Below are 25,295 nucleotides of genomic sequence, written 5' to 3' on the forward strand. Positions count from 1 at the left end.
GGTGAGGCTTGGCTTCCGAGCCGATCAGCGTTGTTATTGGAGTGACCACGTGCCATGCCTCACGAGGGCACACCCATGTTTTAGACTTCAGGAATCCACCGTGGCGCGTCCGCAGTCCCATCCGAACCCGGTCCAGCTCTGTTTCGTCGATTTCGAGCTCGACGAGGCCAACGCGTGCTTGTTACGTAACGGAGAAACCGTGCCGTTGGCGCCAACGCCCTTCACCCTGCTGTGCGCACTTGCACGCCAACCCGGATCGCTGGTGACCAAGGATGCCTTGCTTGATGCCGTGTGGGGGCATCGGTTCGTCAGCGATTCAGTGCTGAAGACGGCCATCAGCGATCTGCGCAAGGTGCTGGGCGACGACTCCAGGCAGCCCCGCTTCATTGAGACTGTGTCGCGACGCGGCTATCGCTTCATCGCCGCGCCCTCCCCTGCGCCTTCGATGCCGTCTGAATCCGCGACAGTGCCGTCGGTCGGTGTGCATCCATCACCGCCGTTCATTGGTCGCATCGACAAGCTCTCAAGGCTGCATCGGGCATGGGAACGGGCTGACGGCGGGCAACGTGCAGTGCTCTGGCTTGCCGGAGAACCGGGGATTGGCAAGACCACGTTGATCGAGCATTTCCTCGCCAGCCTTGGCGGCATTGCCTGCGCACGCGGCCATTGCGTGGAGCACTACGGCACCGGCGAGCCGTACCTGCCGGTGTTGGAGGCGTTGGCCGATCTGTGCCGCAGCGACCCTGCCCTGCCGACGCTGATGCGCGCCGTGGCACCGACCTGGTTGCTGCAACTGCCGTGGCTGAGCACTGCGCAAGAGCGAGACGCGTTGCGGCGCGAGCTTGCCGGCATCGGTCCGGATCGCATGTTGCGGGAAATGGGTGAACTGCTGGACCGCTACACCGAGCAGCGACCGCTGTTGCTGATAACCGAAGACCTGCACTGGAGCGATCGGGCGACGGTCCAGCTCATCGACTATGTGGCGCGGCGACGCAGCCGCACTCGGCTTATGTGGCTGGCGAGCTTCCGCGTCGCCGAGGTGGTGGCGCTCGATCACCCGCTCAACTCGTTGCGCCACGAACTGCGCCTGCAACGTCTGTGCGAGGAAGTGGTGCTCGATCCTTTCTCGGAAACCGAGGTCGCTGACTTTGTTGCGCTGCGTTCGGCCTCTCTGGCCCGCGATGAAGCCTTCGTGCGTGCCCTGCATGAGCGCACCGACGGTGTGCCGCTGTTCGTGTCGTCAGTCATCAGCGAAGTGATGGACACCACGGACGACGACGCCACCATCGAGGCCCGGCTGGCGGGGATGGCGGTTCCCGAGAACCTCGCGGCCATCATTGATCACTACATCACCAGGCTCGGCCCGGAGCAGCATGCGCTGCTCTCGGCGGCAGCGGTATGCGGAGTCGAATTCCGGGTTGAGACGGTTTCGCTGGCCCTCGAACGCGACCTCGCTTCTGTGGCCCAGACCTGCGAGGAACTGGTACGCGAGCAGGTGTGGCTCACGCGGGCCGCCGAACCTGAGGAGACGGTGGAGCTACCCTACTCGTTTCGGCACGCCCTCTTCCGTCAGGTACTGTACGACCGCACGCCGCGCTCATTGCGCACCCACCTCCATCGCCAGGTTGGCACTGCCCTCGAACGTGAGCGCATGGCCGGCGTGCCGGTTGCTGCCTCGGAGCTGGCGACGCACTTCGACCGGGCTCGGCAGCCGATGATCGCGCTGCGCTATTACGCCGAGGCCGCAGAAGCCGCGCTGCTGCACTTCAGCCCGGCCTTGTGCATCGGTCTCACTGAGCGCGCATTGGTCCCGCTGCGCCAAGCGCCAGAAGGGATGGAGCGCGATGCACTCGAAATTACCCTGGCCACACTGCAGGGGGTGTCGGCTTTCCACACGTTCGGTGTCGGCAGCGAAGCCAGGAACGCGTTCGAACGCGCGTACACGCTGCTAACGAATGTACCCGGGCATCCAATGCGCGGTCGCCTGCTGCACGGATTCGGCTATCTGCTCGGTCTGCGCGGCGACTATGCGCTGGCGCTGGAGGTGGCGGAACGCGCCGAAGCCCTCTCGTGCGAGGCGAACGATCCAGTGCTCATGCTGGTGGCGTGCATCGTGCAGGGCGAGGTGCATCATCTCCAGGGTCGCACGCAGACAACCCGCCGTTGGCTAGAGCGCGCCCTCGCGATCGCCGAGCCGCTGGACATCGGGACGAACGAGATCTTTGCGGTCGACCCTCAGGTCATGCTGCACGGTATGCTGGCCATAGAACTCGTGCGTTCTGGCCTGGTTGAGCAAGGCCGGGCCCACATGCAGCGGGCGCGGACCCGCGCGCAAGCGCTTCGCCAGCCTATGACATGGCTGGTCGCTGCCTGGCAGGAGGTGCTGATCGAGGTACGGCTGGGGAACCATCTGCGTGTAGCCGCGCTGGCTGACGACATGCAGAAGTTGGTCGATGAATACTCGCTTGCATTGGGGCGAACGGCTTGTCGCTGGTGGCGCGGCTGGGCCGACGCGCGCAACGGTGCACCGCGCGACGGCTACCGCCGCATCCGTGAGGCCTATGATGAACACACCGGGCTTGGAATGCGCTCCGGTGCCAGCGAGGTGCTCGGCTACGCCACCGAGTCGCTGCTGCTCGCAGGTGATTGCAACGCAGCGCAAGTCGAGCTGCAGGAAGCATTTCGGGTGGGCGAGGAACTGGGCGAGCGCGTATACCTGCCACAGCTATTGCTGCTGGAGGCAGCGATCTCGCGAGCACAGGGTCAGCCCGACGCCGGCATCGCTGCGGTGCGGCGCGCGGTTGCAGAGGCTCGCGCCCAGGAAGCACCGTGGCTGGAGCTGCAAGCGCTGGTCGAACTGTGCGAGCACCCTGACGCTACGGCCGAGGACCAAAAGGCATTGGCCACGCTGGTTGACCAGTCACCCGAAACTGACGGAACCGAGCTGGCGAAACGTGCGCGCTCGCTGATTCACGCTGCCAAGTCTGATTGAAAAGTTAAGGACGCAGACCTGTGGGAGCGAGCCTGCTCGCGATGGCGGCGGGTCAGCCAATATTGATGCTGAATGTGCCGCCGTCATCGCGAGCAGGCTCGCTCCCACAAGTTCGCGTTGTTCAAATCCTTAACTTACCGGCATTAATTTCTGTGGGAGCGGCGCTGTCCCGACCGAAGTCTGACCTTTCGCTTACGACTCGCCCCAGGGAACCGCTTACGCTGTCGTCGAACTTTCCTGCCCCCTGGCCTGCGATGATCCTGAACCCTGAATCCAAATACCCGAGCCGCCGCTCGTACGTAGTGAAGCTGCGTAGCGACGCCGCGCCGGGGGCCCTGGTGGGCCGCCTCGAAAACCTGGTCACCGGACGACAGCGCGAGTTTTCGTCAGCCGAAGAGCTGCTGGAGTCGATTGCCTCGGACCTCGCGTTGGCAGCCGGCGAGCACACGGCCGATGCCGACGGCGAGTGACGCCTCCCACATGAATGTGCGCTCGATATGGCGACCGAACGGCGACGCTTCGCTGACGACTTCGTGCACGCCGGGCCATACGCTGATGCCATCTCGAATCCACACGAGTCCAATGCGATGCCGCGACTTCCAGTTTCCTTTCCACTGCCCCTTCACACCGCTCGGACAACCTTGAAACGGGCCAAACGCCCGGCCGGGCTCGCCGTTGCGGCCGCCCTTGCCACTTCGATCGCCCTCGCCCTGGCCGGTTGCTCCACGCCGGTCGTCAAGCCGTCGGTCGACCTGCCGAGCAACTTCGCTGCGAGCACGGCCTCTGAGATGGAACCCGAGGCGGCGTGGTGGGAGGTCTACCACGACCCGGTGCTGACGGATCTGGTGCGCCGAGCCGCGCGTGAGAACCGCGACGTCAAGATTGCCGCCGAGCGCTTGCGTGCCGCGCGTGCCGGAGAAACCGTCAGCCAGTCCTGGCTGCTCCCGAGCGTCGGTGCATCCGTCTCCGGCAGCGATCGCAGCAGCGGTTACAACTCGACCACGAAACAGGGCTATCCGGATACCAAGACCACCAGTGTGGGTCTGGACGTCTCGTGGGAACTCGACCTGAGCGGCCGTCTGCGCGCCGGCGCAGCAGCGGCTGACGCCGATGCGCTGGCCGCGGAGCACAGCATGCGCGGCGTACGCCTGCTGGTGATGAGCGACGTCGTCAGCAACTACTTCACACTGGTCGGTGCGCAACGCCAGGTCGCGACGCTTCGTGCAATCTCAGCGATGCAGGACGAGACGCTGCGCCTGGTGACCGCACGTCAACAGGTGGGGCTGGCATCCGCCTTCGACGTCGAACGCGCGCAGACCGACGCCTTGTCGGCGCGGGCGCAGATTCCGCCGCTGGAAACCCAAGTGGCGGTGGCACGTCACCGTATCGCCGTGCTAACCGCAGATCAGTCTTTCAACACCACAAACATCCAGCCTTCAAGCGGTGATTTGATCGACGTGCCCGAGGCCAAGCCCGGCCAGCCCGCCGAGTTGCTGCAACGCCGACCTGACGTACTGGCGCTGATGGCACAACTCGACGCCGCCAATGCTCGTCGCCAGCAAGCGAAAGCCGAGTGGTTCCCGCAACTCTTTCTCGGCGCGTCCTTCGGCCGCCAGGGTCTCAACCTGAACGGTGCCGATCTCGGCGCTGCACGCTTCACCAACGTCGCGGGCCTGCTGGCGATGCCGCTCTTCAACGCCGGGCGCACGCAAGCGATCAACGAAGCGGCCGAAAGTGCTCAACAAGAGGCGCTGCTGCGCGCGGAAGACGGCATCGTACGGGCGCTCGAGGATGTGGAAAACGCCCTCGTCACGCTTGCGCAGGAACGCCGCCGCTCGGGGTCGCTGCAATTGGCCGCCGCGTCCGCGGAGGCTGCGCAGAACCGCGCCCAGTCGCTGTATAACCGCGGGCAAATCGACCTGTTGCCACTGCTGGATTCGCAGCGGGCGCGCCTGGCGGCACGCCTGAATTCCAACGAAAGCAACACCCGCCTGCTGCTCGATAGCGTGCAGCTCTACAAGGCACTGGGCGGGGGCTGGCAGGTGTTCGAACAACCCTCCAACCCAACCGCAACCGCCAAAGCCGACCGGCCACCACTTTCCTAAGAATCTGTCGTTTTCCAAAGAGGAACTGTCTTGAAGAACTCCCTTACTGCGGCCGGCGCCCTGGCCGTCGCCGTCATGCTGTCCGCGTGTAGCCCCGACCAGCCCACCGTGCAGGCACCACGACCGGTACACACCGTTGAAATCAGCTACGACAATGCCCGCGACATCAGCCGATACGTGGGTACCGTACAATCGCGACATGAAGTCGACCAAGCCTTCCGCGTGGGCGGCAAGGTCGCACAACGCAAGGTCGAGGTAGGCCAGTTCGTGCGCGAAGGCGACATACTGGCTGTGCTGGATGACAGCGACTACCGCCTCGCCGAGGAAGCGTCGCGACAACAGTGGACGGTTGCCGTCGAGCAGACGCGTCAGGCCGACTCGGACCGCCAGCGCCTGACCGACCTGAAGGCTGACGGCTCGGTCAGTGCGGCCGACGCCGAGCGCGCGCATACCAATGCCCAAACCGCGCATGCAACCGCCGAGGCCGAGGCGCGAAAGCTCGAACTCGCGCGTAACCGGCTCAAATATACCATGCTGCGCGCCTCGCGTAGCGGCGTCGTCACGGCGGTGCGCTTTGAGGCCGGGCAGGTCGTACCGGAGGGGCAACCGGTTGTCTCGATCGCGAACCCGGATGAAGCCGAGATCGTCATCGACGTGCCCGAGGATCAGCTAGCCGTCTTCAAGGACGCGCGTTTCAAGGCCTCGCTGGCCAGTGCGCCGAACGAGATCTTCGATGTCAAGCTGCGCGAGCTGTCGCCACAGGCTGCAGCACAGACGCGCACCTATCGCGCGCGGCTCAAGCCGTTGCAGACGCTGCCGCTGGGCGCCACCGCCACGGTGATGGCCGAGCGAGTCATGACAAGTGTCTCTGTAGCGGCAGTGCCAACCACTGCATTGACGCAGAGCGGCGGCCAGCCGGCGCTGTGGGTCGTCACGCCTGTGGGCAAGAATCCGGTAGGCATCGTCGAACTGGAGCGTGTGGCAGTTTGGGGCTACCGCAGCGACGAGGTGCTCGTCTCCGGGCCGCAGGCTGGCGCATTGGTCGTTACCGCCGGGATCCAGAAAATGACGTCCGGATTGAAGGTCGCGCTTCCTGGCGCGGCGATTGTTGACGCAAACACCACGCAGCAGGCAGCCCGATGAACAACTTCAACCTCACCGACTGGGCGCTGCGCCATCGCGCCATCGTCCTGTTCATGCTCCTCATTGTCGCGGTGGCCGGTGCCTTCAGTTTCACCAGGCTCGGTCAACTCGAGGATCCGAACTTTTCCGTGCCCTCCATGACCGCCATGGTCATCTGGCCGGGCGCCACCGCCCAGCAGTTGCAGGACCAGGTCCTCAACCGCATGGAGAAGAAATTCGAGCAGATCGACAACTTCGAGAAAGTGGTCACCTACGCACGGCAAGGCTACGCAGGCATGACGCTCACCGTGCGCGGCGGCACCTCCAAGGCTGACCAGCGCGAGGCCTGGTACCAGGCGCGCAAGAAACTCAACGACCTGAGCCTCGAGATGCCTGACGGCGTGATCGGCCCGATCCTGAACGACGAGTACGGCGACGTGTACGGCCTCATGTACGCGGTCAAGGGTGACGGCGTCGGCCACGCCGACCTGTCGGACGCGGCCGAGGACATCAAGCGCCAGATGCTGAAGGTGCCGATGGTCAAGAAGATCGATCTCATCGGCAAGCAGGCCAAGCGTGTCTATGTCGAGTTCTCGCACGAGCGCCTGGCAGCGCTGGGCATTACACCGCTGGCCATCGCCGAAAGCCTCAAGAGCCAGAACGCGATGTTGCCCGCAGGCCAGATCGACACCCGCGGCGACCGCGTCATGGTGCGCGTGAGTGGCCAATTCTCCAGCGAAGAGGCTATCCGCAACGTACCCATCTCTGCGGGCGGCCGGCTGATCAAGCTCGGCGACATCGCGACCGTTGCACGTGGCTTCGAGGATCCGCCGACCTACACGGTGCGCCACAACGGCCAGCCAGTGCTGATGCTCGGCATCACAATGACCAGCGACGGCAACATCGTGGACCTTGGCAAGGCGATGGACACGGCAGTCGCCAGGATCCAGTCGGAACTTGCGCACGGCGTGGAGCTGGAGCTCGTGGCCGACCAACCCACCACGGTGAAGGATGCTATTCACGACTTCGGGCGCGCGCTGGCCGAGGCGCTGATCATTGTGATCGCGGTGAGCCTGGCCAGCCTGGGCTGGCGCGCCGGCCTCGTGGTCGCGACCACGGTGCCGCTGGTGCTGGGCGGCGTGGCGCTGGTGATGCTGGCGATGGGCTGGAACCTCGAGCGCATCTCGCTCGGCTCGCTGATTATCGCGTTGGGACTGCTGGTGGATGACGCCATCATCGCCATCGAGATGATGGTGGCGAAGATGGAAACCGGCATGGACCGCGTGAAGGCGGCCGCGTTCTCCTATCAGTCTACTGCCATGCCGCGCCTGACCGGCGCGCTGATCACCGTCGTGGGCTTCCTGCCGATTGGCCTCTCGCAGTCCACCACCGGCGAGTACGCGGGTGGCATTTTCTGGATCGTCGGCGCCGCGGTGCTGTTCTCGTGGATCTGCTCCGGCATCTTCACGCCGTACCTGGCGGTCAAGATGCTGCCCAACGACTTGGGCAAGCACCAGCATGGTGATCCGTACGACACGAAGTTCTACCGCAGACTGCGCCGCCTGATCGACGCCGCTATCGAGCGCCGCTGGGTGGTCATCGGTGCGACGTTTGGCGCCCTGGTGCTTGCTCTGGCCTGTATCAAGCTAGTACCGCAGCAATTCTTCCCCAACAGTTCGCGTCCTGAACTGGTCATTGACCTGCGCGTCAAGGAAGGCGCCTCGTTCGCCGCGACGACCGAGCAGGTCAAGCGCATGGAGGAGATCCTGGCGAAGGACGAGGACGTGCGTTTCTATACCGCCTACACCGGCGCCGGCGCACCGCGCTTCTATCTCTCGCTCAACCCCGAGCTGCCGAATCCGGGATTCGCCCAATTCGTTGTAATGACCAAGGACCTGGATGCACGTGAACGGGTACGTGAGAGGCTGGTGACCTCGGCTGACCAACAATTCCCGCAGGCGTGGGTGCGCGTGACCCGCCTCGAGTTGGGGCCGCCTGTCGGCTACCCGGTGCAGTTCCGCGTCGTAGGTCCCGATACCCAGGTGGTGCGCCAGATTGCCCGCGACGTGGAGAAGGTGGTTGGGGCCAACCCTAAGGTGCGCGACCTCCAGCTCGACTGGAACGACCCGGTGCGCACGCTGAAAGTGGAGCTCGATCAGGACAAGGCGAGCGCGCTTGGCCTCACGCCGGCCGACGTGTCGCTGGCGACCCAGACCGTGCTGAACGGCGCAACCCTGTCGCAGCTGCGTGAGCGCGAGGACCTGATCGACATCGTGGCCCGTGCCGTGCCTGAGGAGCGCTTGAGCCTCGACACACTCAAAGACATCAATCTCTACACGCGACATGGCACGGTGGTGCCGCTGTCGCAAGTCGCACAGGTGCGCTCTGAACTGGAAGAGCCAGTGCTGTGGCGCCGTAACCGCGATATGGCGATCACGGTGCGTGCCGATGTGAGGGATGGCGAACAAGGTGTATCGGTGACGCAGGAAATCCAGCCGTTGCTCAAGGATATCGAAGCGAAGCTACCGTCGGGCTACCGCATCGACGTGGGCGGTGCGGTGGAGGAAAGTGACAAGGCCAACAAGGCGCTGCTGGCTGTGGCCCCGCTGATGATGGTCACTATCCTTCTGCTGTTGATGCTGCAACTGCAGAACTTCTCCCGCATGTGGATGGTGGTGCTGACCGCGCCGCTGGGCCTGATCGGCGTGGTGCCGGCACTGCTGGTGTTCCAGTCGCCACTGGGTTTCGTCGCGATCCTGGGCATCATCGCACTGGGTGGCATGATCATGCGCAACGCAGTGATCCTGATCGATCAGGTACAGATCGAGATCGCCGAAGGGCGCGACCCGTGGAATGCTGTTCTGGATGCTGCCATTCACCGGGCTCGTCCGGTGATGCTGACGGCGCTGGCCACCGTCCTCGCCATGATCCCGCTAACGCGCAGTGTGTTCTGGGGGCCGATGGCAATAGCGATCATGGGCGGCCTGACCGTGGCGACGCTGCTGACGATTTTCTTCGTCCCGGCGTTGTACGCCGCGTGGTTCAAGGTGGGTCGCCAGACGGCCGCTGGCATCCAACAGGTGATGGGGAACGCCGCGCTCGCTTCTGAGGGATGAGTGCCGCGGCACTGCGCTCCCGACCTCACCGCTATTGGAAAGGTTTGCTCAGTGCCGTTTCTGAAAACAACCGAGGTCTCTGCTTCATCTGCAACACTCCTTCTGCTTACACAGAATTTAGTTGTGTTGCATCGACCGGTTGAATCCACAGCCAAAAGCGGACGGTCGACCGCTTACTTTTCTCGATGGCTATTGCAAAGGCTCGATTGCAGCGCTCCGGGTACCGGCGAACGCACTCGTGCCAAGCCAGCGCCACAGGTTTTCCGCATCCTGCACAGCGCCGTCTACACGCAGCTCTCGCGACTGAAGAACCTCCCTTGGTGTGCGGTCGCCGGTCCACACCTCGGTCAACGCGCGCACGCTAGAGTCCACGACGAGCGTGAGTTCGCGTCCGGGGTCGTCGCGGCACAGATCTGCCACACCATGTTCGACCACAAGCCACCACTCTTGCTCGCCGGACCGCGCGTCGCGGAACTTGAAGTGGATGACCACCGACCGGGACGGGAACATCTCGATGCGCGCGAACCGGCGCACGTCCCACATGAGCAGGCCCGCGTCGAGTTCGTTATCGCGAAGGCGACTGCCGATCCAGCGCGCGCCCCAATGGCCTAGCGCCATTATGATGGGGCGCAATTCCTCGCCTGCCTCGGTCAGGCTGTACTCCCAGACCTTGCCTGCGGCTGTGCGATGTACGACACCAATATCTTCCAGGTGGCGCAGCCGCTGTGCCAGCAAGCTGGTGGACATCCGTGGTACGCCACGGTGCAGCTCATTGAAGCGCTTACTGCCACATAGCAGCTCGCGCACGACCAAAGGCGTCCAGCGCTCGCACAGTGCCTCAGCACCGCGCGCGACCGTGCAAAACTGACCGTAGCTTTCATCCATCGCCTGTACTCCGCAACTACAACGCTTCAGATTCTGAACTAGCCTCGCGACTTCGCCACGTGCACGCTCAAACCTGCGAAAGCCACCGTCCCAGGAGAACGCCATGACCAAGATAGCCATCATTCAGCGGCCGCCAGTGCTGCTCGATCGCAGCGCGACGATCGCCCGGGCCGTGCAATCGGTCGCTGAGGCCGCGGCGGCGGGAGCCTCGCTGATCGTTTTGCCCGAACAGTTCATTCCAGGTTACCCGTCATGGATCTGGCGGCTGGCGGCGGGAAGGGACGGGGCTTTAATGGGCCAGTTGCATGCGCGGCTGCTGGCCAACGCCGTCGATATTGCGAACGGTGACCTGAGCGAATTGTGCGAGGCCGCCAGAGTTCACGCCGTGACGATCGTGTGCGGCATCAATGAATGCGACCGGCGCCATGGCGGCGGCACGCTCTACAACAGCGTAGTCGTTATCGGCGCGAACGGCGAAGTGCTCAACCGACACCGCAAGCTGATGCCAACGAACCCCGAGCGCATGGTCCATGGTTTCGGTGATGCGTCAGGGTTACGTACGGTCGACACACCCGTCGGCCGTGTTGGCACACTCATCTGTTGGGAAAGCTACATGCCGCTGGCTCGCTATTCACTGTATGCCCAAGGGGTGGAGATCTACATCGCACCCACGTATGACAGTGGCGATGGCTGGATCAGCACGATGCGCCACATTGCACTCGAAGGCCGTTGCTGGGTGCTTGGCAGCGGCACCTTGCTGCGCGGCAGCGATATCCCCGATGACTTTCCGGCTCGCATGCAACTGTTTCCCGATCCGCAAGAGTGGATCAACGACGGCGACTCGGTGGTGGTCAACCCTCAAGGCCGGATCACAGCCGGTCCATTACACCGAGAGGCAGGCATTCTGTATGCGGACATCGACGTCTCACTCGTGGCGCCAGCGCGGCGGACGCTCGACGTCACCGGGCACTATGCGCGCCCTGACATTTTCGAGCTGCAGGTGCGACGCACGCCGGCGACAGCGGTGCGCTACATTGACGGGTGAAGCTAACCAACGCGCAGGCGATCCATCCCAACTTCGGCGGTATGCGTAACAACTGATGAAGGAGTCATTCCATGAGCATTCAAAGGTCTTACAAAGGCAGTTGTTTTTGTGGCGCAGTCGAGTTCACCGTCAGCGGTGAGCCGGCCGCAATGGGCTATTGCCATTGCGAGTCGTGTCGACATTGGTCAGCAGCGCCGGTCAATGTCTTCACGCTGTGGAAACCCGAGGCGGTGCAAGTGACTCGGGGGGCTGACAACATTGGCACCTACAACAAGACACCGCAGAGTTATCGCAAATGGTGCAAGAGTTGCGGCGGTCATATCTTCACCGAACACCCAGGGATGGGGCTCATCGACGTATATGCCGCTGTCATCCCGGATCTCGCGTATTCGCCAGGCGTTCACGTCCACTATCAGGAAACCGTACTGCGCATCAAAGACGGGTTACCCAAGCTGAAGGATGTCCCCAGCGAATTAGGGGGATCGGGCGTCAGCGTGGACGAATAGCGCTGGCACGGTAGCGTGTGGCGCTCCTCAAGAGTCTTGATTCAGGTTGACTGACTTCCTCAGGGCGTGAAGCGGCCGGTGGCGCCAGGCAATAAACGGCCAGAAACAGTCATTGAGTAGCGTCTACGAAACATGCGTCGACTCAACGAAAGCCTTGTTCTAGAGCCTTTGTTTAATTTTGAAGCACATTAAAAGTGCGCTACTCTCCGCCGCTCCATACGCATAAGGACGCTGCAGATGAATGTCAAAATTGAAACAAATGAACAAGGAAGCGGTTGCAAAGTCTGGCTTGACGACTCCCCTGTATCGTTCAAGAACCTGGAAGATGCCCAAACATATGTCGCGCAACTGCAAGAGCGGATTGAGGCTGCATCCAGCTCATTTGCTTCAGGGCCAAATGCCCCTGACAGAGCTTGATTATCGTTGAGCTGCGTGTGCCACTGCGCGCAGCTGCTTGTTTTCGAAGCAGTGCGCGCTCCGTACCGCGCTTGAATCAACAACACCCCGAGTATCAATCCGCAACCTGATCGAACCCGGGGCAACGCATCGTCAGGTTCCGGGCATTACCCATGCATCGACCTGACTGGACTTCACCGCCCCGGTACGACCTTCAGGCTATAGCTTGGGCTGCGCACTCAGCGCCGTGACCGCCCTGGTTTTCCTGAAGAAAACACCATAGACAATCGACAGCACCAGCAGGAACGGCACACCGAACACCAGGGTCATCTTGAAGGCTTCAGTGAAGTAGGTAGTGATCATCACCGCCCCCATCAATACCAGCCCCAACAATGTGCTGTAGGGAAACAGGCGCATGCGGAACGACAGTTTGCGGTTGCCATTGCGTTCGTGAAAACGACGGAAACAGAAGTGCGTGAGGAAGATCATGAACCAGGTGAAGATCGCGCCGAACATCGAGATCGCCATCATCAGGGTGAACGAACTTTCCGGGTACAGGATGTTGAGCAAGGTCGCCAGGGCGATACCTGAACTCGAGAGCAACAGCGCGTTCAGCGGGATCCCGGTCTTGCTCAACACCCCCATGGATTTTGGCGCGTAGCCGGCACGAGACAGGCTGAACATCATGCGCGTGGTGATGTACAACTGGCTGTTCATCGCTGACAACGCCGCGATCAGGATCACGAAATTCATCACGCCGGTGGCGCCGGGAATGCCGATGGCTTGCATCACCATGACGAACGGACTCTGGGCATGGCCCGCCTGGACCCAAGGCACGATCGCCAGCATCAACGCCAGGGTCAGCAGGTAGAACACCACCAGGCGCACGATAGTCCCGCGAAAGGCTTTCTTCACCGCTTGCTCCGGGTCTTTTGCCTCACCGGCAGCCACCGCGATCATCTCCACGCTCAGGTAACTGAAGATCGACACGATCACCGCGATCCACATCCCTTGCAGACCATTGGGGAAGAAACCGCCGTGAGCGGTGTAATTGTGCACGCCGTATTGCGGATTGCCGGAACCGAACACCACATACACCGCCAGGATGATGAAGCCGACAATCGCGCCGATCTTGATGGTCGAGAACCAGTACTCGAAGGTGCCGAAGGTCTTCACGCTGATGGCATTGAGCACGATCAACACGCTGGAGAACGAGACGATCCATATCCACTCCGGCACGTTGGCAAACCAGTACTTCATGTACATCGCCACCGCCGTCACTTCCGTGCCGACCGCGAGCACAATCGCCGCCCAGTAGGCATAACGCACCAGGAACCCGGCCAGCGGGCTGACATAAAATTCAGCATAGGCACCGAACGAGCCCGAGGTCGAATGGGCCACGGTCATTTCCGCCAGGCAGCCCATCAGCAGCAAGGTGATGATTGCGCCGATGGCATAGCTGAGCAACACACTCGGCCCGGCATAGCCGATGGCATAGGCGCTGCCCATGAACAGCCCGGTGCCGATTGCACCGCCAATGGCGATCATGCTCATCTGCCCCGACGTCAGCTGACGCCGCAGGCCGTGTTCACGGTTGGATATCGTTTCGAAACCGGCGTTATCGGTCATTTTTATGTCCTCTGGATTTTGTCTTTCTTGAAGAGCACGTCGTGGATTTAACGGTGGGGATCAGCCACGCACAGCAGGACACGGATCAGAAAATACTCAGTGGATACTCGATGATCACCCGGACTTCGTCGTTGTCCGTGGTGTCGGCGCGGGCGACCTGGGCGGTGGAACGCACACTGGCCTGACGCACGCGGATTGAAAGGTCCCTGGCCTTGCCCGACTGCACGACATAGCGCGCCTCGATGTCGCGCTCCCAGCGCTTGCCGTCATCGCCGTAACGTCCATAGGCGCCATTGGGGCCGCCGTCGTAATGGCTGTCATCGATGTGGTCACCACTGACGTAACGGGACATGAAGCTCAAGCCCGGCACGCCGAAAGGCGCCATGTCCAGGTCGTAACGCAGTTGCCAGGAGCGTTCGTTGGGGGCGTTGAAGTCCAGGACCTGAATCGAGTTGGCGAGGAAAATCGAGGTACCCGGTTGCTGATCGAACCCCAGGTAATCGAACGGCTCATCGCCATCGACCCGCTGGTACGCCAGGGTCAACCGATGGGCACCGAACTTGTATGCGGAGGACAGCGACCAGGTGGTGTTGTCGATCTTGCCGGCCAGGCTCTGGCCGCTGTCGTTGGTGCGATAGAGATTGAAATCCAGGTTCAGCGACTGGCCTTCATCAAGGGCATAGGTGTAGTTGGTATTGGCGTAGTACTGGCGCCAGATGTCAGTGAACTGCGAACCGTACAGGCTGACACTCAGTTGATCGCTCAGGGCGTAACTGCCGCCCAGATAATCGACGCTGCGGGTTTCAACGCCGGCGTACAGCGCTTTGAGCGCGCCATTGGCGTTGGTCGAATTACTGTCGTTGCCGGCGGTGAAGTGACCGATGTCCAGTTGCAATGCCTTGAGTTCATTGCTGGTCAGCTGAAAGCCGGTGGCAACACTGGTGAACAGTCGCGCATTGCCGGTGCCGAACACCGGATTGAGCGGGGTCAGGTTGCCGTACTTGAGTTCGGTCTGCGAAATCCGTGCCTTCACCGCACCACCCGCTTCGGAGTACTCGTCCTCAGGGCGGCCATCGGAATCGACCGGCAGCAAACCCGTGCCCGTGCGTCCCTTGCCACTGTCGAGCTTGAGGCCCAACTGCGCATAGGCATCGACCCCGAACCCCACCGTTCCCTGGGTGTAGCCGGAGCGGTAATCAAGCATGATCCCGTGGGCCCACTCGTCCCGATAGTTCTGCCCGCCCGGGTTGTTGAGGTTATTGCGGTAGAAATAGAAGTTACGGTTGGTCAGGGTCAGGCTACTGTCTTCGACAAATCCGTTGTCAGAGGCGGCACAGGCCATTTGGCCAAGGCAACTGGAGATGGCGAGCGGCAAGGCAGGCCAGAGGGACGGTTTCATTCTGCGTGCTCCTTATTATTGTGATTGCAGAACTGGTTGTTGGGCGAGCGAAGCCCTGCCGCGGGGAAAATCCCGCGGCAGGACACAGACGCCGCAGGGTTCAGGTCACGCTGTGGCGAACCTGGAATTGCGCTTGCGACCAGGTGTTCTGATCAAGAATCTCGCCGAGGATCTGTACTGCATCCCAGACTTCGGTGAAGGTCGTGTACAGCGGGGTGAAACCGAAACGCATGATGCGCGGCTCGCGGTAGTCACCAATAACGCCCCGCTCGATCAGGGCCTGGATCACTGCATAACCTTGCGGGTGTTCGAAGCTGACGTGGCTGCCTCGTTTGCCGTGCTCACGCGGCGTGATCAACTTCAGTTCGTGAGCCGCGCAACTCTGCTCGACCAATTCGATGAACAAGTCCGTCAGGGCCAGGGATTTGCGGCGCAAGCTGGCCATGTCGGTCTGGGCGAACACATCCAGGCCGCACTCGACCATCGCCAACGAGGTAATCGGTTGGGTGCCGCACAGGTACCGCGCGATGCCGCTGCTCGGCTCGTAATGCGACTCCATGGCGAACTGCCGCGAATGGCCGAACCAGCCGGACAGAGGTTGCGGCACCAGATCGCACAACTGCGGCGAAACCCAGACAAAGGCTTGCGAGCCTGGCCCACCATTGAGGTATTTGTAGGTGCAGCCGATGGCGTAGTCGGCACCCGCCTGATGCAGGTCGACCGGCACCGCGCCCGCGGAATGGGCCAGGTCCCAGATGGCCAGCGCGCCACACTCGTGGCTCAGCGCGGTCAGGGCCTGCATGTCGTGCATGTAGCCGGTCTTGTAATTGACGTGGGTGAGCATGACCACCGCCGTGTCCTGGTCAATCGCTTGCGGCAACGCTTCAGGACTGTCGACCAGGCGCAGGGTGTAACCCTGTTGCAGCATCTGCGCGAGGCCTTCGGCGATGTACAGGTCGGTGGGGAAATTGCTCGATTCGCTGACGATCACTCGCCGCTGTGGCGACCTTGTAGCCTGTACGCGCAAGGCAGCGCTCAGCACCTTGAACAGGTTGATCGAGGTGGTATCGGTCACCACGACTTCACCCTCCCCCGCGCCGATCAAACCCGCCAGGCGATTGCCCAAACGCTCGGACAGCTCGCGCCAGCCGGCGCTGTTCCAGCTGCGGATCAAGCCATTGCCCCATTCCTCGGCGACCACCGCTTGCGCCCGCGCCAATGCAGCGACCGGCCGCGCGCCCAGGGAATTGCCATCGAGATAGATAATCCCTTCGGGGAGCGCAAATTGCTGGCGCAGGGGCGCCAGCGTGTCCTGGGCATCAAGCGCCAGACAATCGTTTCTTGTCGTCATCGGGTGTCCTGTTTTTTGTTATGCGACGCCATCCGGGCAGATTGCATCAGCCGGTTCTGGCGCCCTGATTCAAGGCGATTCGCTTGCCTTTCGGTGGAGAGATAATGAACGAACCATTGAAGAATTTTCGTGCAAAGTAACCGGCCATGTAGTAGTTATTTCGCAGAATATTCGAATCAAACCAAAATAAACGCGGATTTATTCAAACCATGAATCTTGACTCGACAGACCTGAGAATCCTGCATCAATTGCAACAGGATGGCCGTATCAGCAATCAGGAATTGGCGGAGAAAGTCGCCTTGTCACCCTCGGCTTGCCTGCGCCGTTTACGCCTGCTGGAAAGCGAAGGAATCATCACCGGCTATCGCGCGGTGCTGAATGCCGAGCGGCTGGGCATTGAGCTGGAAGCCATCGTTCATGTGTCGCTGCGACAGGACGTCGAGGACTGGCACGAGACCTTCATCAAGAAGGTTCAGCAGTGGCCGGAGGTGGTCACCGCGTATGTCATCACCGGGGCGAGCAACTATGTGCTGCGAGTCCAGGCCCGCAACCTCAAGCACTTCTCGGATTTCATCGTCAATCACCTCAATCGCACCGCCGGCGTCACCGATATACGTTCGGAAATCGTCCTGCAAAAAATCAAGGAGCGCGAGCAATTGCTCGATCTGGTGGTGCGCAAGTAAGGCCGGGGTGGCCCTTCAAAGTCCCTGCTGGCGCCGGGCTTCGTTGCGCTGCAAGGTGGTGCTCGGGATTTCGTCGAACAGCTTGCGGTACTCGGTGGAAAAACGGCCCAGGTGCATGAAGCCCCAGCCCATGGCGATCCCGGAAATACTGCGTGCCGTGCTCGAGGATCTCCTGGCGTACGGCGTTCAAGCGATACTTTTTCAGGTAGGCCATCGGCGACAGGGCGCAGTACTTCTTGAACGCGTCGAACAACTTGAAGCGCGAAACGCCACACCGCTCACCCGAAGGGAGCGCCGGAACCGACGCCGGAACCGGGCGCCCGGTTCCGGCGTCCACTTCGGATTTGTTGAATGGGTTACACGGGTTGTGACGTACTCAGCGGCCGCAAAATCGCCCTGACCGGACTGGCGTCCAGATGAGCGAACCGCAGCGGCAAGGCGATCAATTCATAATCCCCTTCCGGAACCTCATCCAGCACGATGCCTTCGAGAATCGCCATGTGATGGCGAGCCACGGCACCGTGTGAATCCATGGTCCTGGATTGCTGCGGGTCCAGCGACGGCGTATCGATGCCGATCAAGCGCACGCCAAGGCTCGCCAACAGGTCGATGGTTTCCTTGGCAACGGCTGTGAAATTCGAATCCCAGGTCGTCAGCGGTGCCTGTCGATAGGTGCGCAGCAGCACACGCTCGGGCACATCGTGCAAACGCCCTTCCAGTTGCCCCGGCTGCACCAACTCACCGCTGTCCAGACAATGCAAAACGCGGCAAGGCCCGATATAGACATCCAACCCGACATCGCCAATCGCCGCGCCGTCAGCGCTGTAGTGCAGCGGCGCATCGACGTGGGCGCCGGTATGCGGCGACAGGGTGATGCGTCCGACATTCACCGGACACTCGGGACCGTAGGTCCAGACACGCTCCTCCCGGAAAGGCGTGTCACCCGGCCAGGTCGGTGTTTCGCTACTCAAGGGTGGACTGATGTCCCACAACGCTGTGTTTTTTGTCATCGCAATGCTCACCGTGGTTTCCGGGTGAAATGATACGAGCGACAGCCGTGAAGATTCGTGCAAAAACCCCAGGTAACCGTGCGGGCTTTCGCACAAACCACCATGGATGGGCTGGATTGCGGCAGGAAATTTCAACGCATGTCGCTTGTGGGTCATTGCACCTGCGACGTAAATCCTCTGTCAGCGATAATGCTGGCTTAACACAGGTACGGTGATATCGCCTGAATCAGGGCCTTCGGCAGGCTGTGAGAACGTTCATCCAATTGTAAGAGCCCATTTCAGCCACTACACTCCAGCCCATGAAACGCTACCTGCGGTTTTGCATCATCTTCATGATCAGCTTGACGCTTCCTCTCAGCGGGATGGCGGGCGTTCAGGCACCGACAGAACCTTGCCCGATGAAGACGATGGGCATGGCGATGATGGACGACATGGGGATGGACTGCTGCAACGATATGAAAAGCCCTTCCGAGCATGGCAAACCCTGCAAGCCGGGCCAGGAATGCAAGACGGGCGGCATGCTGCAAGTCTCGATCCTCAAGCCTCCTGTAACCGTGTTCAGCCCCGTAGTGGTTTCCTTCTTCAGTGATTCCCTGCCCGTACAAACCCCGTCCGGGGTATGGCGACCGCCTCGCGTTTGATTCCTGTCCAACATTGAGCCTCATTCCGCATTAGCGGGATGGACTGGCTGCGCGCATGTCTTTTGACGCGTGCAGTGGATGATCACAGGAATCGTAAACATGAACTCCAAGTGCTATTGCACAGGTTGGTCCCTCGTGGCCGGTCTGGCGGCAAGCGTACTGGCATTGCCGAGCTTCGCTGCCGCATTGACACTCGATGAAGCGTTGCGGCTGGCTGAAAACAATGCACCGTCGCTGACCGCACAAGACGCCAAAATTCAGGCTGCCAGCAGTGCGGCTATTCCAGCGGGTGAATTACCTGACCCCAAGTTGCTGGCAGGTGTGCAGAACTACCCCATCGGCGGCCCGGATCGCTGGAGCATCGACCAGGACTTCATGACCATGCAAATGGTCGGGGTCAGGCAAGAGATGCCCAACAGCGACAAGCGCAAAGCGCGCATTGAGGTCGCCGATGCGGCCGTTGATCGAGCTGCGGCAGAGCGTCGGGTCGAACGCCTGAAGGTACGCCAGTCCACGGCGTTGGCCTGGATCAGCAGCTACTCGGTCGAGCGCAAAGATGCGCTGTTCCAGGACTTCTACAAAGAAAACCGCCTGCTGACCGACACCGTCCGGGCGCAAATTGCCGGTGGCCGCGCTCAACCCGCCGATGCGGTGACGCCCAAGCAAGAAGCGGCTCGACTGGCGGAGCAACAGGACGATCTGGTTCTCCAGAGAGCGCAGGCCCGAGCGGCCCTCAAACGCTGGATTGGCTCCGCCGCCAACGACAAGCCTGTGGGCACCTTGCCGGAGTGGCCTGTCGATCCCTCAAGCTACGCCCATAAACTGCAACACCACCCCGAGTTGGCAGCGTTTGCGCCGATGACCCGTGAAGCGCAAGCCCAGGTTCGTGAAGCCGTGTCGCAGAAGCAGTCGGACTGGAGCTGGGAACTGGATTACCAGCGCCGTGGCCGTGAGTTTGGCGACATGGTCAGTGTGCAATTTTCCTGGGATCTACCGCTGTTTCCTGACTCTCGTCAAAATCCAAAAATCGCAGCCAAACAGGCTGAACTCAGTCAGCTTGAGGCTGAGCGCGTTGCCCTGTCACGCGAGCACACTCAGCAACTGGAAAACGAACTGGCTGACTATGAGCGCCTGAATCGTGCGGTAAGCCGCAACCAGGAAAAGCTGTTGCCGCTGGCCAGGGAAAAGGTCGAACTCAGCATGGCCAGCTACCGTGCCGGCAAAGGCGATTTAAACGCCGTTGTTGCCGCCCGACGTGAACTCATCGAAGCCCGACTCAAACAGATCGACGTGGAAGAACAGCGAGCACTGACCAGTGCGCGTCTGTTTTTTGCTTATGGGGAGTCCGGCCAATGATCCTTGAAAAATGGAACGGGGCATTGCTGGTTGGCATCTCGCTGGCATTGGGTGTTGCCGGTGGCTACTGGTTCACTCCCCAACGCATGAGCGGAGTACCCAGTACCGCCCCGCAGCAGAGCCTCAATTCACCGGACGAACGCAAGGCTCTGTATTGGTACGACCCCATGTACCCGCAGCAAAAGTTCGATAAGCCGGGCAAGTCGCCTTTCATGGACATGCAACTGGTCCCCCAGTACGCCAGCGGCACAGGGGACCGTGCGAGCGTCAGTATCGATCCGGGCCTGACCCAGAATCTCGGTCTGCGTTTTGCGACTGTCACTCGTGGAAATTTTGAGTCCAGCCTCGACGTGACCGGTGTCCTGGCGTTCAACGAACGTGATGTCGCCGTGATTCAGGCACGCACCCCTGGCTTTGTGGAGCGGGTCTATGCCCATGCACCCGGTGATGTGCTCAAAGCCAACGCGGCCTTGGCGGATATCCTGGTGCCGGAGTGGGCTGCCGCCCAGACAGAGTTTCTTGCCCTCAAGCGCAACGGTGATGCCGACCTGTTGGCTGCGGCCCGCCAGCGACTGAGGCTCACAGGGATGCCGGCAGCGCTGATCACTCAGGTAGAGCGCAGTGGCAAAGTCCAGCCGAACCTGACCCTCACCAGCCCCATCAGCGGCGTGCTGCAAGAGTTGAACGTACGTGCGGGTATGACCGTGTCGGCTGGCGAGACTCTGGCACGCGTCAATGGCTTGAGCAGTGTCTGGCTGGCCGTGGCCGTTCCGGAATCGGAGGCGGGAACCATCACTGTGGGCCAGGCAGTCGAAGCGCGACTGCCCGCCTTCCCCGGGACAATGCTCAATGGCAAGGTCAGCGCGATTTTGCCCGAGACCAATCCGGACAGCCGCACCCTTCGCGTACGTGTCGAGTTACCCAATCCGGACGGACGCCTGAGACCAGGTTTGACGGCGCAGGTCCGCCTGAATCGTACATCTGGGCAAAGTGTATTGTGGGTGCCGAGCGAAGCGGTGATTCGCACTGGCCGACGTGCCCTGGTGATGCTCGCCGAAGTCGCCGGCCGCTACCGCCCGGTGGAGGTGCAACCCGGGCAGGAAAGCGATGGCAAGACGGCGATTTTGAAAGGCCTGGAAGAAGGCCAGAAGGTGGTTACGTCTGGCCAGTTCCTCCTCGATTCCGAGGCCAGTCTCAAGGGCATTGTCGCTCGCACGGAGGAAGAGTCGCCACCCAGTGGAGCAGCCGCCAGTTTGCATGAGGCGGATGGGCAGATCGTCGAGATCAACGACAAAGACGTCACGCTCGCCCACGGTCCCTTCAAGACACTGGGCATGCCTGGCATGACGATGACGTTCCCACTCGCCAGTCCGGCGCTGATGCAGGGCCTCAAGGCGGGTGACAAGGTTCGGGTCGCGGTGAGCCAGACCGACGATGGCTTGCGTGTCGAGCGCCTGGATAAATCGGGGGGCCAGCCATGATTGCCGCCCTGATTCGTTGGTCGGTGGCCAACCGATTCCTGGTGCTACTGGCGACCCTGTTCGTCACGGCTTGGGGGATCTGGTCGGTGCAGAGCACGCCCATCGATGCGCTGCCAGACCTATCCGATGTGCAGGTGATTATCCGCACTCCTTATGCAGGACAAGCGCCGCAGATTGTCGAGAACCAGGTGACCTATCCGTTGGCCACCACCATGCTCTCGGTGCCGGGCGCCAAGACCGTGCGTGGTTATTCCTTCTTCGGTGACAGCTTTGTCTACGTGCTGTTTGAAGACGGCACTGACTTGTATTGGGCTCGCTCGCGGGTGTTGGAGTACCTGAGCCAAGTACAGAGTCGGTTGCCGGCCAGCGCCAAGCCAGCGTTGGGGCCCGATGCGACGGGGGTGGGCTGGATCTACCAGTACGCACTGGTGGATCGCAGTGGTGGACACGACCTGGCGCAACTGCGCGCGCTTCAGGACTGGTTTCTCAAGTTCGAACTCAAGACGCTGCCCAACGTCGCAGAGGTAGCGACGATCGGCGGGATGGTCAAGCAGTACCAGGTGCAGCTGGATCCGCTGAAACTGGCCAGCCTCGGCATCACTCAAGCCGAGGTGACCGAGGCTATCGGCAAGGCTAACCAGGAAACCGGAGGCGCGGTGCTGGAGATGGCCGAGACCGAGTTCATCGTGCGGGCTTCCGGTTACTTGAAGACGCTCAATGACTTTCGGGCGATTCCACTCAAGTTGGGTGCGGGTGGTGTGCCGGTGACCCTTGGCGATGTCGCCACGATTCAACTGGGACCGGAAATGCGCCGTGGCATCACCGAACTCGACGGCGAAGGCGAGACGGTCGGTGGCGTGGTGATTTTGCGCAGTGGCAAGAACGCTCGCCAGACCATCGCAGCGGTCAAGACCAAACTCGACGAACTGAAAAGCAGTCTGCCGGCCGGGGTGGAAATCGTCACCACCTACGACCGCAGCAAGCTGATCGACCGCGCGGTGGAAAACCTCAGCCACAAACTGATCGAAGAATTCATCGTCGTCGCGTTGGTCTGCGGGATCTTTCTCTGGCACTTGCGCTCATCGCTGGTGGCGATCATTTCGCTGCCGGTGGGGGTGCTGATTGCCTTCATCGTCATGCGCTACCAAGGCATCAACGCCAACATCATGTCCTTGGGCGGGATCGCCATCGCCATCGGCGCCATGGTCGATGCCGCCGTGGTGATGATCGAGAATGCCCACAAGAAGATTGAGGCCTGGCACGTGGCCAATCCAGGGGAGGAACTGAAGGGTGAGCGTCATTGGCATGTCATGACCGAAGCAGCGGCAGAGGTAGGCCCGGCGCTTTTCTTCTGTTTGCTGATCATCACCCTGTCGTTCATTCCGGTGTTCACGCTGGAGGCTCAGGAAGGACGACTGTTCGGCCCATTGGCTTTCACCAAGACCTACGCCATGGCCGCAGCGGCGGGATTGTCAGTGACCCTGGTGCCGGTGCTGATGGGCTACTGGATTCGGGGGCGAATTCCCAGTGAACAACAGAACCCGTTGAACCGGTGGTTGATCCGGATCTATCAGCCGGCTCTGGACGCGGTCTTGCGTCGACCAAAGATCACGTTGCTGGTGGCGTTATTGGTTTTCGTCAGTGCGCTATGGCCAATGTCGCGCTTGGGTGGCGAGTTTCTCCCCCCGCTGGACGAGGGCGACCTGCTCTATATGCCTTCTGCCTTGCCGGGATTGTCTGCGCAGAAAGCCGCGCAACTACTGCAACAGACTGACCGCCTGATCAAGACCGTGCCAGAAGTTGAACACGTCTTCGGTAAAGCTGGTCGTGCCGAAACCGCCACCGATCCCGCACCGCTGGAAATGTTCGAAACCACCATCCAGTTCAAACCACATGAGCAATGGCGTCCAGGCATGACCCAGGAAAAGTTGGCGGAAGAACTGGATCGAGTGGTACGAGTCCCTGGGCTTACGAATATCTGGATACCACCGATTCGCAACCGTATCGACATGCTGGCGACGGGTATAAAGAGCCCGATCGGCGTGAAGGTTGCCGGCACCAATCTGGCGGAAATCGATGCGGTCACCCAGGCGGTCGAGCGAGTGGCCAAGGATGTACCCGGTGTCAGTTCGGCCCTGGCCGAGCGGCTGACTGGTGGCCGCTATATCGATGTCGATATCGACCGCAAGGCCGCCGCCCGCTACGGGCTGAACATCGCCGATGTGCAGTCCATCGTGGCCGGTGCCATCGGTGGTGAAAACGTCGGCGAGACCATTGAAGGTCTCGCGCGTTTCCCGATCAACGTACGTTACCCACGGGAGTGGCGCGACTCGCTCGGCGCCCTGGAGCAATTGCCGATCTACACCCCTCTGGGGAGCCAGATCACCCTTGGCACTGTGGCAAAGGTCAAGGTCAACGACGGTCCGCCGATGCTCAAAAGCGAGAATGCAAGGCCTTCAGGCTGGGTGTACATCGATGTGCGCGGCAGGGACATTGCTTCTGTGGTTGCCGATCTACGTCGGATCGTCAATGAGCAGGTCAGGTTGCAGCCCGGTATGAGCCTGAGCTACTCAGGACAGTTCGAGTTTCTCGAAAGGGCCAACGCACGGCTCAAACTGGTGGTGCCTGCCACGCTGCTGATCATCTTCGTGTTGCTCTACCTGACTTTTGCCCGATTCGATGAGGCCCTGCTGATCATGGCCACTCTGCCATTCGCACTGACTGGGGGGGCATGGTTTCTCTACCTGTTGGGCTTCAACCTGTCGGTCGCCACCGGGGTCGGTTTCATAGCCTTGGCCGGTGTTTCTGCCGAGTTCGGCGTGATTATGTTGCTTTACCTGAAAAACGCCTGGGCCGAACGTGAAGACCTCGGTGACCGCACTGAACGCGGGCTGGTGGCGGCGATTCGTGAAGGCGCTGTGCAGCGCGTTCGACCCAAGGCCATGACCGTTGCCGTGATCATTGCCGGTCTGCTGCCCATTCTGTTGGGCAGCGGAACCGGTAGTGAGGTGATGAGCCGTATCGCCGCGCCCATGGTCGGCGGCATGATCACGGCACCCTTGCTGTCCCTGTTTGTCATTCCGGCAGCCTATCGATTGATGCGCCGCCGGCACCTCCTGCCTGTACCCACCACACCTCAAGGAAAAGTCGTATGAAACTCACCCTGACTGCAGTCGCAAGCACCGTATTCGCGCTATCACTTTCTGCCCACGCGCAGGACATGCCAGGCATGAAAATGGACGGCATGGAAGGCATGCAGATGAAGCAGGAAACAAAACAGGCTCCGGTATCCAATGCCGAAGGTACGATCAAGGCTATCGATACTACGAAGCATACGGTGACGATCTCCCACGGCGCCGTTCCCGCCCTGCAATGGCCGCCGATGACGATGGCCTTTTCGGTGACGCAAGATCAGTTGTCGGGGTTGATGCCTGGAGACCGGGTATCGTTTTCCTTCCGGCTAGAGGGTAACAGCGCCTCGATTGTGTCCATTAAAAAGTAAATTCCGGTGGTGGAAGTGTCCGGCACATTTTGTCGTGTCGGACATAACCCATTAAATCCGCTGGTTCGGGAAAAAC

General features: G+C 61.2%; 19 protein-coding genes and 1 pseudogene. 14 read left to right on the top strand and 6 right to left on the bottom strand.

Features of this window, described 5'->3' with window-relative positions; all coding sequences use genetic code 11:
- Nucleotides 1-100 precede the first annotated feature (100 nt).
- The 5 genes from WHX55_RS18440 (at nucleotide 101) to WHX55_RS18460 (ending at nucleotide 9,335) form a co-directional block, all read left to right on the top strand.
- On the top strand, nucleotides 101-2,992 hold the full coding sequence (locus tag WHX55_RS18440; RefSeq protein WP_353740993.1) for an AAA family ATPase: 2,892 nt from the start codon (nucleotides 101-103) through the stop codon (nucleotides 2,990-2,992).
- 254 nt (nucleotides 2,993-3,246) lie between these two features.
- A complete protein-coding gene (locus tag WHX55_RS18445) occupies nucleotides 3,247-3,462 on the top strand; it encodes a hypothetical protein (RefSeq protein ID WP_150756142.1) in 216 nt (71 codons plus the stop codon).
- Between the two features lie 117 nt (nucleotides 3,463-3,579).
- Nucleotides 3,580-5,097, top strand: coding sequence for a TolC family protein (locus WHX55_RS18450; RefSeq protein WP_353743067.1), 1,518 nt, complete (start codon nucleotides 3,580-3,582; stop codon nucleotides 5,095-5,097).
- A 30-nt stretch (nucleotides 5,098-5,127) separates the two neighbouring features.
- Complete coding sequence (locus WHX55_RS18455; protein ID WP_353740994.1) at nucleotides 5,128-6,240, top strand: efflux RND transporter periplasmic adaptor subunit; 1,113 nt, start codon at nucleotides 5,128-5,130, stop codon at nucleotides 6,238-6,240.
- Nucleotides 6,237-9,335 carry an efflux RND transporter permease subunit gene (locus WHX55_RS18460; RefSeq protein WP_353740995.1) on the top strand — a complete coding sequence of 1,033 codons (3,099 nt, stop codon included), beginning with the start codon at nucleotides 6,237-6,239 and terminating at the stop codon, nucleotides 9,333-9,335. Before WHX55_RS18455 ends, WHX55_RS18460 begins: the two co-directional genes overlap by 4 nt.
- 189 nt (nucleotides 9,336-9,524) lie before the next feature.
- Here WHX55_RS18460 and WHX55_RS18465 read toward each other — a convergent pair whose 3' ends face one another.
- Complete coding sequence (locus WHX55_RS18465; RefSeq protein ID WP_150756101.1) at nucleotides 9,525-10,220, bottom strand: helix-turn-helix domain-containing protein; 696 nt, start codon at nucleotides 10,218-10,220, stop codon at nucleotides 9,525-9,527.
- A 103-nt stretch (nucleotides 10,221-10,323) separates the two neighbouring features.
- Between WHX55_RS18465 and WHX55_RS18470 the strand changes: the two genes are divergently transcribed.
- From WHX55_RS18470 to WHX55_RS18480, 3 genes are all read left to right on the top strand, one after another.
- Nucleotides 10,324-11,265 (top strand): carbon-nitrogen hydrolase family protein, encoded by a 942-nt coding sequence (locus tag WHX55_RS18470; protein ID WP_150725486.1) that lies wholly within the window; start codon nucleotides 10,324-10,326, stop codon nucleotides 11,263-11,265.
- Nucleotides 11,266-11,336: 71 nt separating this feature from the next.
- Nucleotides 11,337-11,771, top strand: a complete 435-nt coding sequence (locus WHX55_RS18475; protein WP_353740996.1) for a GFA family protein — start codon at nucleotides 11,337-11,339, stop codon at nucleotides 11,769-11,771.
- Between the two features lie 237 nt (nucleotides 11,772-12,008).
- Nucleotides 12,009-12,188, top strand: a complete 180-nt coding sequence (locus WHX55_RS18480; RefSeq protein ID WP_150725484.1) for a hypothetical protein — start codon at nucleotides 12,009-12,011, stop codon at nucleotides 12,186-12,188.
- Between the two features lie 198 nt (nucleotides 12,189-12,386).
- Here the strand turns inward: WHX55_RS18480 and WHX55_RS18485 are convergent, their stop codons facing one another.
- From WHX55_RS18485 to kynU, 3 genes are all read right to left on the bottom strand, one after another.
- Nucleotides 12,387-13,796: an amino acid permease gene (locus tag WHX55_RS18485; RefSeq protein WP_353740997.1), complete on the bottom strand. Its 1,410-nt coding sequence runs from the start codon at nucleotides 13,794-13,796 to the stop codon at nucleotides 12,387-12,389.
- Between the two features lie 85 nt (nucleotides 13,797-13,881).
- Nucleotides 13,882-15,195, bottom strand: coding sequence for an OprD family porin (locus WHX55_RS18490; protein WP_353740998.1), 1,314 nt, complete (start codon nucleotides 15,193-15,195; stop codon nucleotides 13,882-13,884).
- A 100-nt stretch (nucleotides 15,196-15,295) separates the two neighbouring features.
- A complete protein-coding gene (gene kynU / locus WHX55_RS18495) occupies nucleotides 15,296-16,546 on the bottom strand; it encodes a kynureninase (RefSeq protein ID WP_151214376.1) in 1,251 nt (416 codons plus the stop codon).
- Nucleotides 16,547-16,755: 209 nt separating this feature from the next.
- Here kynU and WHX55_RS18500 point away from each other — a divergent pair, with 209 nt between their 5' ends.
- A complete protein-coding gene (locus WHX55_RS18500; RefSeq protein ID WP_007971266.1) occupies nucleotides 16,756-17,229 on the top strand; it encodes an Lrp/AsnC family transcriptional regulator in 474 nt (157 codons plus the stop codon).
- Between the two features lie 15 nt (nucleotides 17,230-17,244).
- On the opposite strand, the pseudogene WHX55_RS18505 reads toward WHX55_RS18500, so the two are convergent.
- Both WHX55_RS18505 and kynB read right to left on the bottom strand, forming a co-directional pair.
- Nucleotides 17,245-17,500: pseudogene (locus WHX55_RS18505) on the bottom strand (helix-turn-helix domain-containing protein); the annotation flags it as partial.
- 85 nt (nucleotides 17,501-17,585) lie between these two features.
- The gene (kynB, locus tag WHX55_RS18510; RefSeq protein WP_353740999.1) at nucleotides 17,586-18,239 is read right to left on the bottom strand and encodes an arylformamidase; all 654 of its coding nucleotides are present in this window, start codon (nucleotides 18,237-18,239) and stop codon (nucleotides 17,586-17,588) included.
- Between the two features lie 299 nt (nucleotides 18,240-18,538).
- Here kynB and WHX55_RS18515 point away from each other — a divergent pair, with 299 nt between their 5' ends.
- The 5 genes from WHX55_RS18515 to WHX55_RS18535 all read left to right on the top strand — a co-directional run bounded on the left by WHX55_RS18515 (nucleotide 18,539) and on the right by WHX55_RS18535 (nucleotide 25,219).
- Nucleotides 18,539-18,880 carry a hypothetical protein gene (locus tag WHX55_RS18515; RefSeq protein WP_150756107.1) on the top strand — a complete coding sequence of 114 codons (342 nt, stop codon included), beginning with the start codon at nucleotides 18,539-18,541 and terminating at the stop codon, nucleotides 18,878-18,880.
- Nucleotides 18,881-18,979: 99 nt separating this feature from the next.
- Nucleotides 18,980-20,236: a TolC family protein gene (locus WHX55_RS18520; RefSeq protein WP_353741000.1), complete on the top strand. Its 1,257-nt coding sequence runs from the start codon at nucleotides 18,980-18,982 to the stop codon at nucleotides 20,234-20,236.
- A complete protein-coding gene (locus WHX55_RS18525) occupies nucleotides 20,233-21,717 on the top strand; it encodes an efflux RND transporter periplasmic adaptor subunit (RefSeq protein WP_353741001.1) in 1,485 nt (494 codons plus the stop codon). The genes WHX55_RS18520 and WHX55_RS18525 overlap by 4 nt, the downstream gene beginning before the upstream one ends.
- On the top strand, nucleotides 21,714-24,872 hold the full coding sequence (locus WHX55_RS18530) for an efflux RND transporter permease subunit (RefSeq protein WP_353741002.1): 3,159 nt from the start codon (nucleotides 21,714-21,716) through the stop codon (nucleotides 24,870-24,872). The genes WHX55_RS18525 and WHX55_RS18530 overlap by 4 nt, the downstream gene beginning before the upstream one ends.
- Nucleotides 24,869-25,219, top strand: coding sequence for a copper-binding protein (locus WHX55_RS18535; protein ID WP_150725475.1), 351 nt, complete (start codon nucleotides 24,869-24,871; stop codon nucleotides 25,217-25,219). The genes WHX55_RS18530 and WHX55_RS18535 overlap by 4 nt, the downstream gene beginning before the upstream one ends.
- Nucleotides 25,220-25,295: the final 76 nt, after the last annotated feature.

This window comes from Pseudomonas fluorescens, from assembly GCF_040448305.1.
GTDB lineage: Bacteria > Pseudomonadota > Gammaproteobacteria > Pseudomonadales > Pseudomonadaceae > Aquipseudomonas > Aquipseudomonas fluorescens_BH.

What these genes read in the sequence shown, in the direction of transcription:
- WHX55_RS18520 (WP_353741000.1), top strand. Translation starts at nt 18,980, where the DNA reads ATGAACTCCAAGTGCTATTGCACAGGTTGGTCCCTCGTGGCCGGTCTG.
- WHX55_RS18485 (WP_353740997.1), bottom strand. Translation starts at nt 13,796, where the DNA reads ATGACCGATAACGCCGGTTTCGAAACGATATCCAACCGTGAACACGGC.
- WHX55_RS18490 (WP_353740998.1), bottom strand. Translation starts at nt 15,195, where the DNA reads ATGAAACCGTCCCTCTGGCCTGCCTTGCCGCTCGCCATCTCCAGTTGC.
- WHX55_RS18450 (WP_353743067.1), top strand. Translation starts at nt 3,580, where the DNA reads ATGCCGCGACTTCCAGTTTCCTTTCCACTGCCCCTTCACACCGCTCGG.
- WHX55_RS18535 (WP_150725475.1), top strand. Translation starts at nt 24,869, where the DNA reads ATGAAACTCACCCTGACTGCAGTCGCAAGCACCGTATTCGCGCTATCA.
- WHX55_RS18475 (WP_353740996.1), top strand. Translation starts at nt 11,337, where the DNA reads ATGAGCATTCAAAGGTCTTACAAAGGCAGTTGTTTTTGTGGCGCAGTC.
- WHX55_RS18470 (WP_150725486.1), top strand. Translation starts at nt 10,324, where the DNA reads ATGACCAAGATAGCCATCATTCAGCGGCCGCCAGTGCTGCTCGATCGC.
- WHX55_RS18515 (WP_150756107.1), top strand. Translation starts at nt 18,539, where the DNA reads ATGAAACGCTACCTGCGGTTTTGCATCATCTTCATGATCAGCTTGACG.
- WHX55_RS18480 (WP_150725484.1), top strand. Translation starts at nt 12,009, where the DNA reads ATGAATGTCAAAATTGAAACAAATGAACAAGGAAGCGGTTGCAAAGTC.
- kynU (WP_151214376.1), bottom strand. Translation starts at nt 16,546, where the DNA reads ATGACGACAAGAAACGATTGTCTGGCGCTTGATGCCCAGGACACGCTG.
- kynB (WP_353740999.1), bottom strand. Translation starts at nt 18,239, where the DNA reads ATGACAAAAAACACAGCGTTGTGGGACATCAGTCCACCCTTGAGTAGC.
- WHX55_RS18460 (WP_353740995.1), top strand. Translation starts at nt 6,237, where the DNA reads ATGAACAACTTCAACCTCACCGACTGGGCGCTGCGCCATCGCGCCATC.
- WHX55_RS18500 (WP_007971266.1), top strand. Translation starts at nt 16,756, where the DNA reads ATGAATCTTGACTCGACAGACCTGAGAATCCTGCATCAATTGCAACAG.
- WHX55_RS18530 (WP_353741002.1), top strand. Translation starts at nt 21,714, where the DNA reads ATGATTGCCGCCCTGATTCGTTGGTCGGTGGCCAACCGATTCCTGGTG.
- WHX55_RS18445 (WP_150756142.1), top strand. Translation starts at nt 3,247, where the DNA reads ATGATCCTGAACCCTGAATCCAAATACCCGAGCCGCCGCTCGTACGTA.
- WHX55_RS18525 (WP_353741001.1), top strand. Translation starts at nt 20,233, where the DNA reads ATGATCCTTGAAAAATGGAACGGGGCATTGCTGGTTGGCATCTCGCTG.
- WHX55_RS18465 (WP_150756101.1), bottom strand. Translation starts at nt 10,220, where the DNA reads ATGGATGAAAGCTACGGTCAGTTTTGCACGGTCGCGCGCGGTGCTGAG.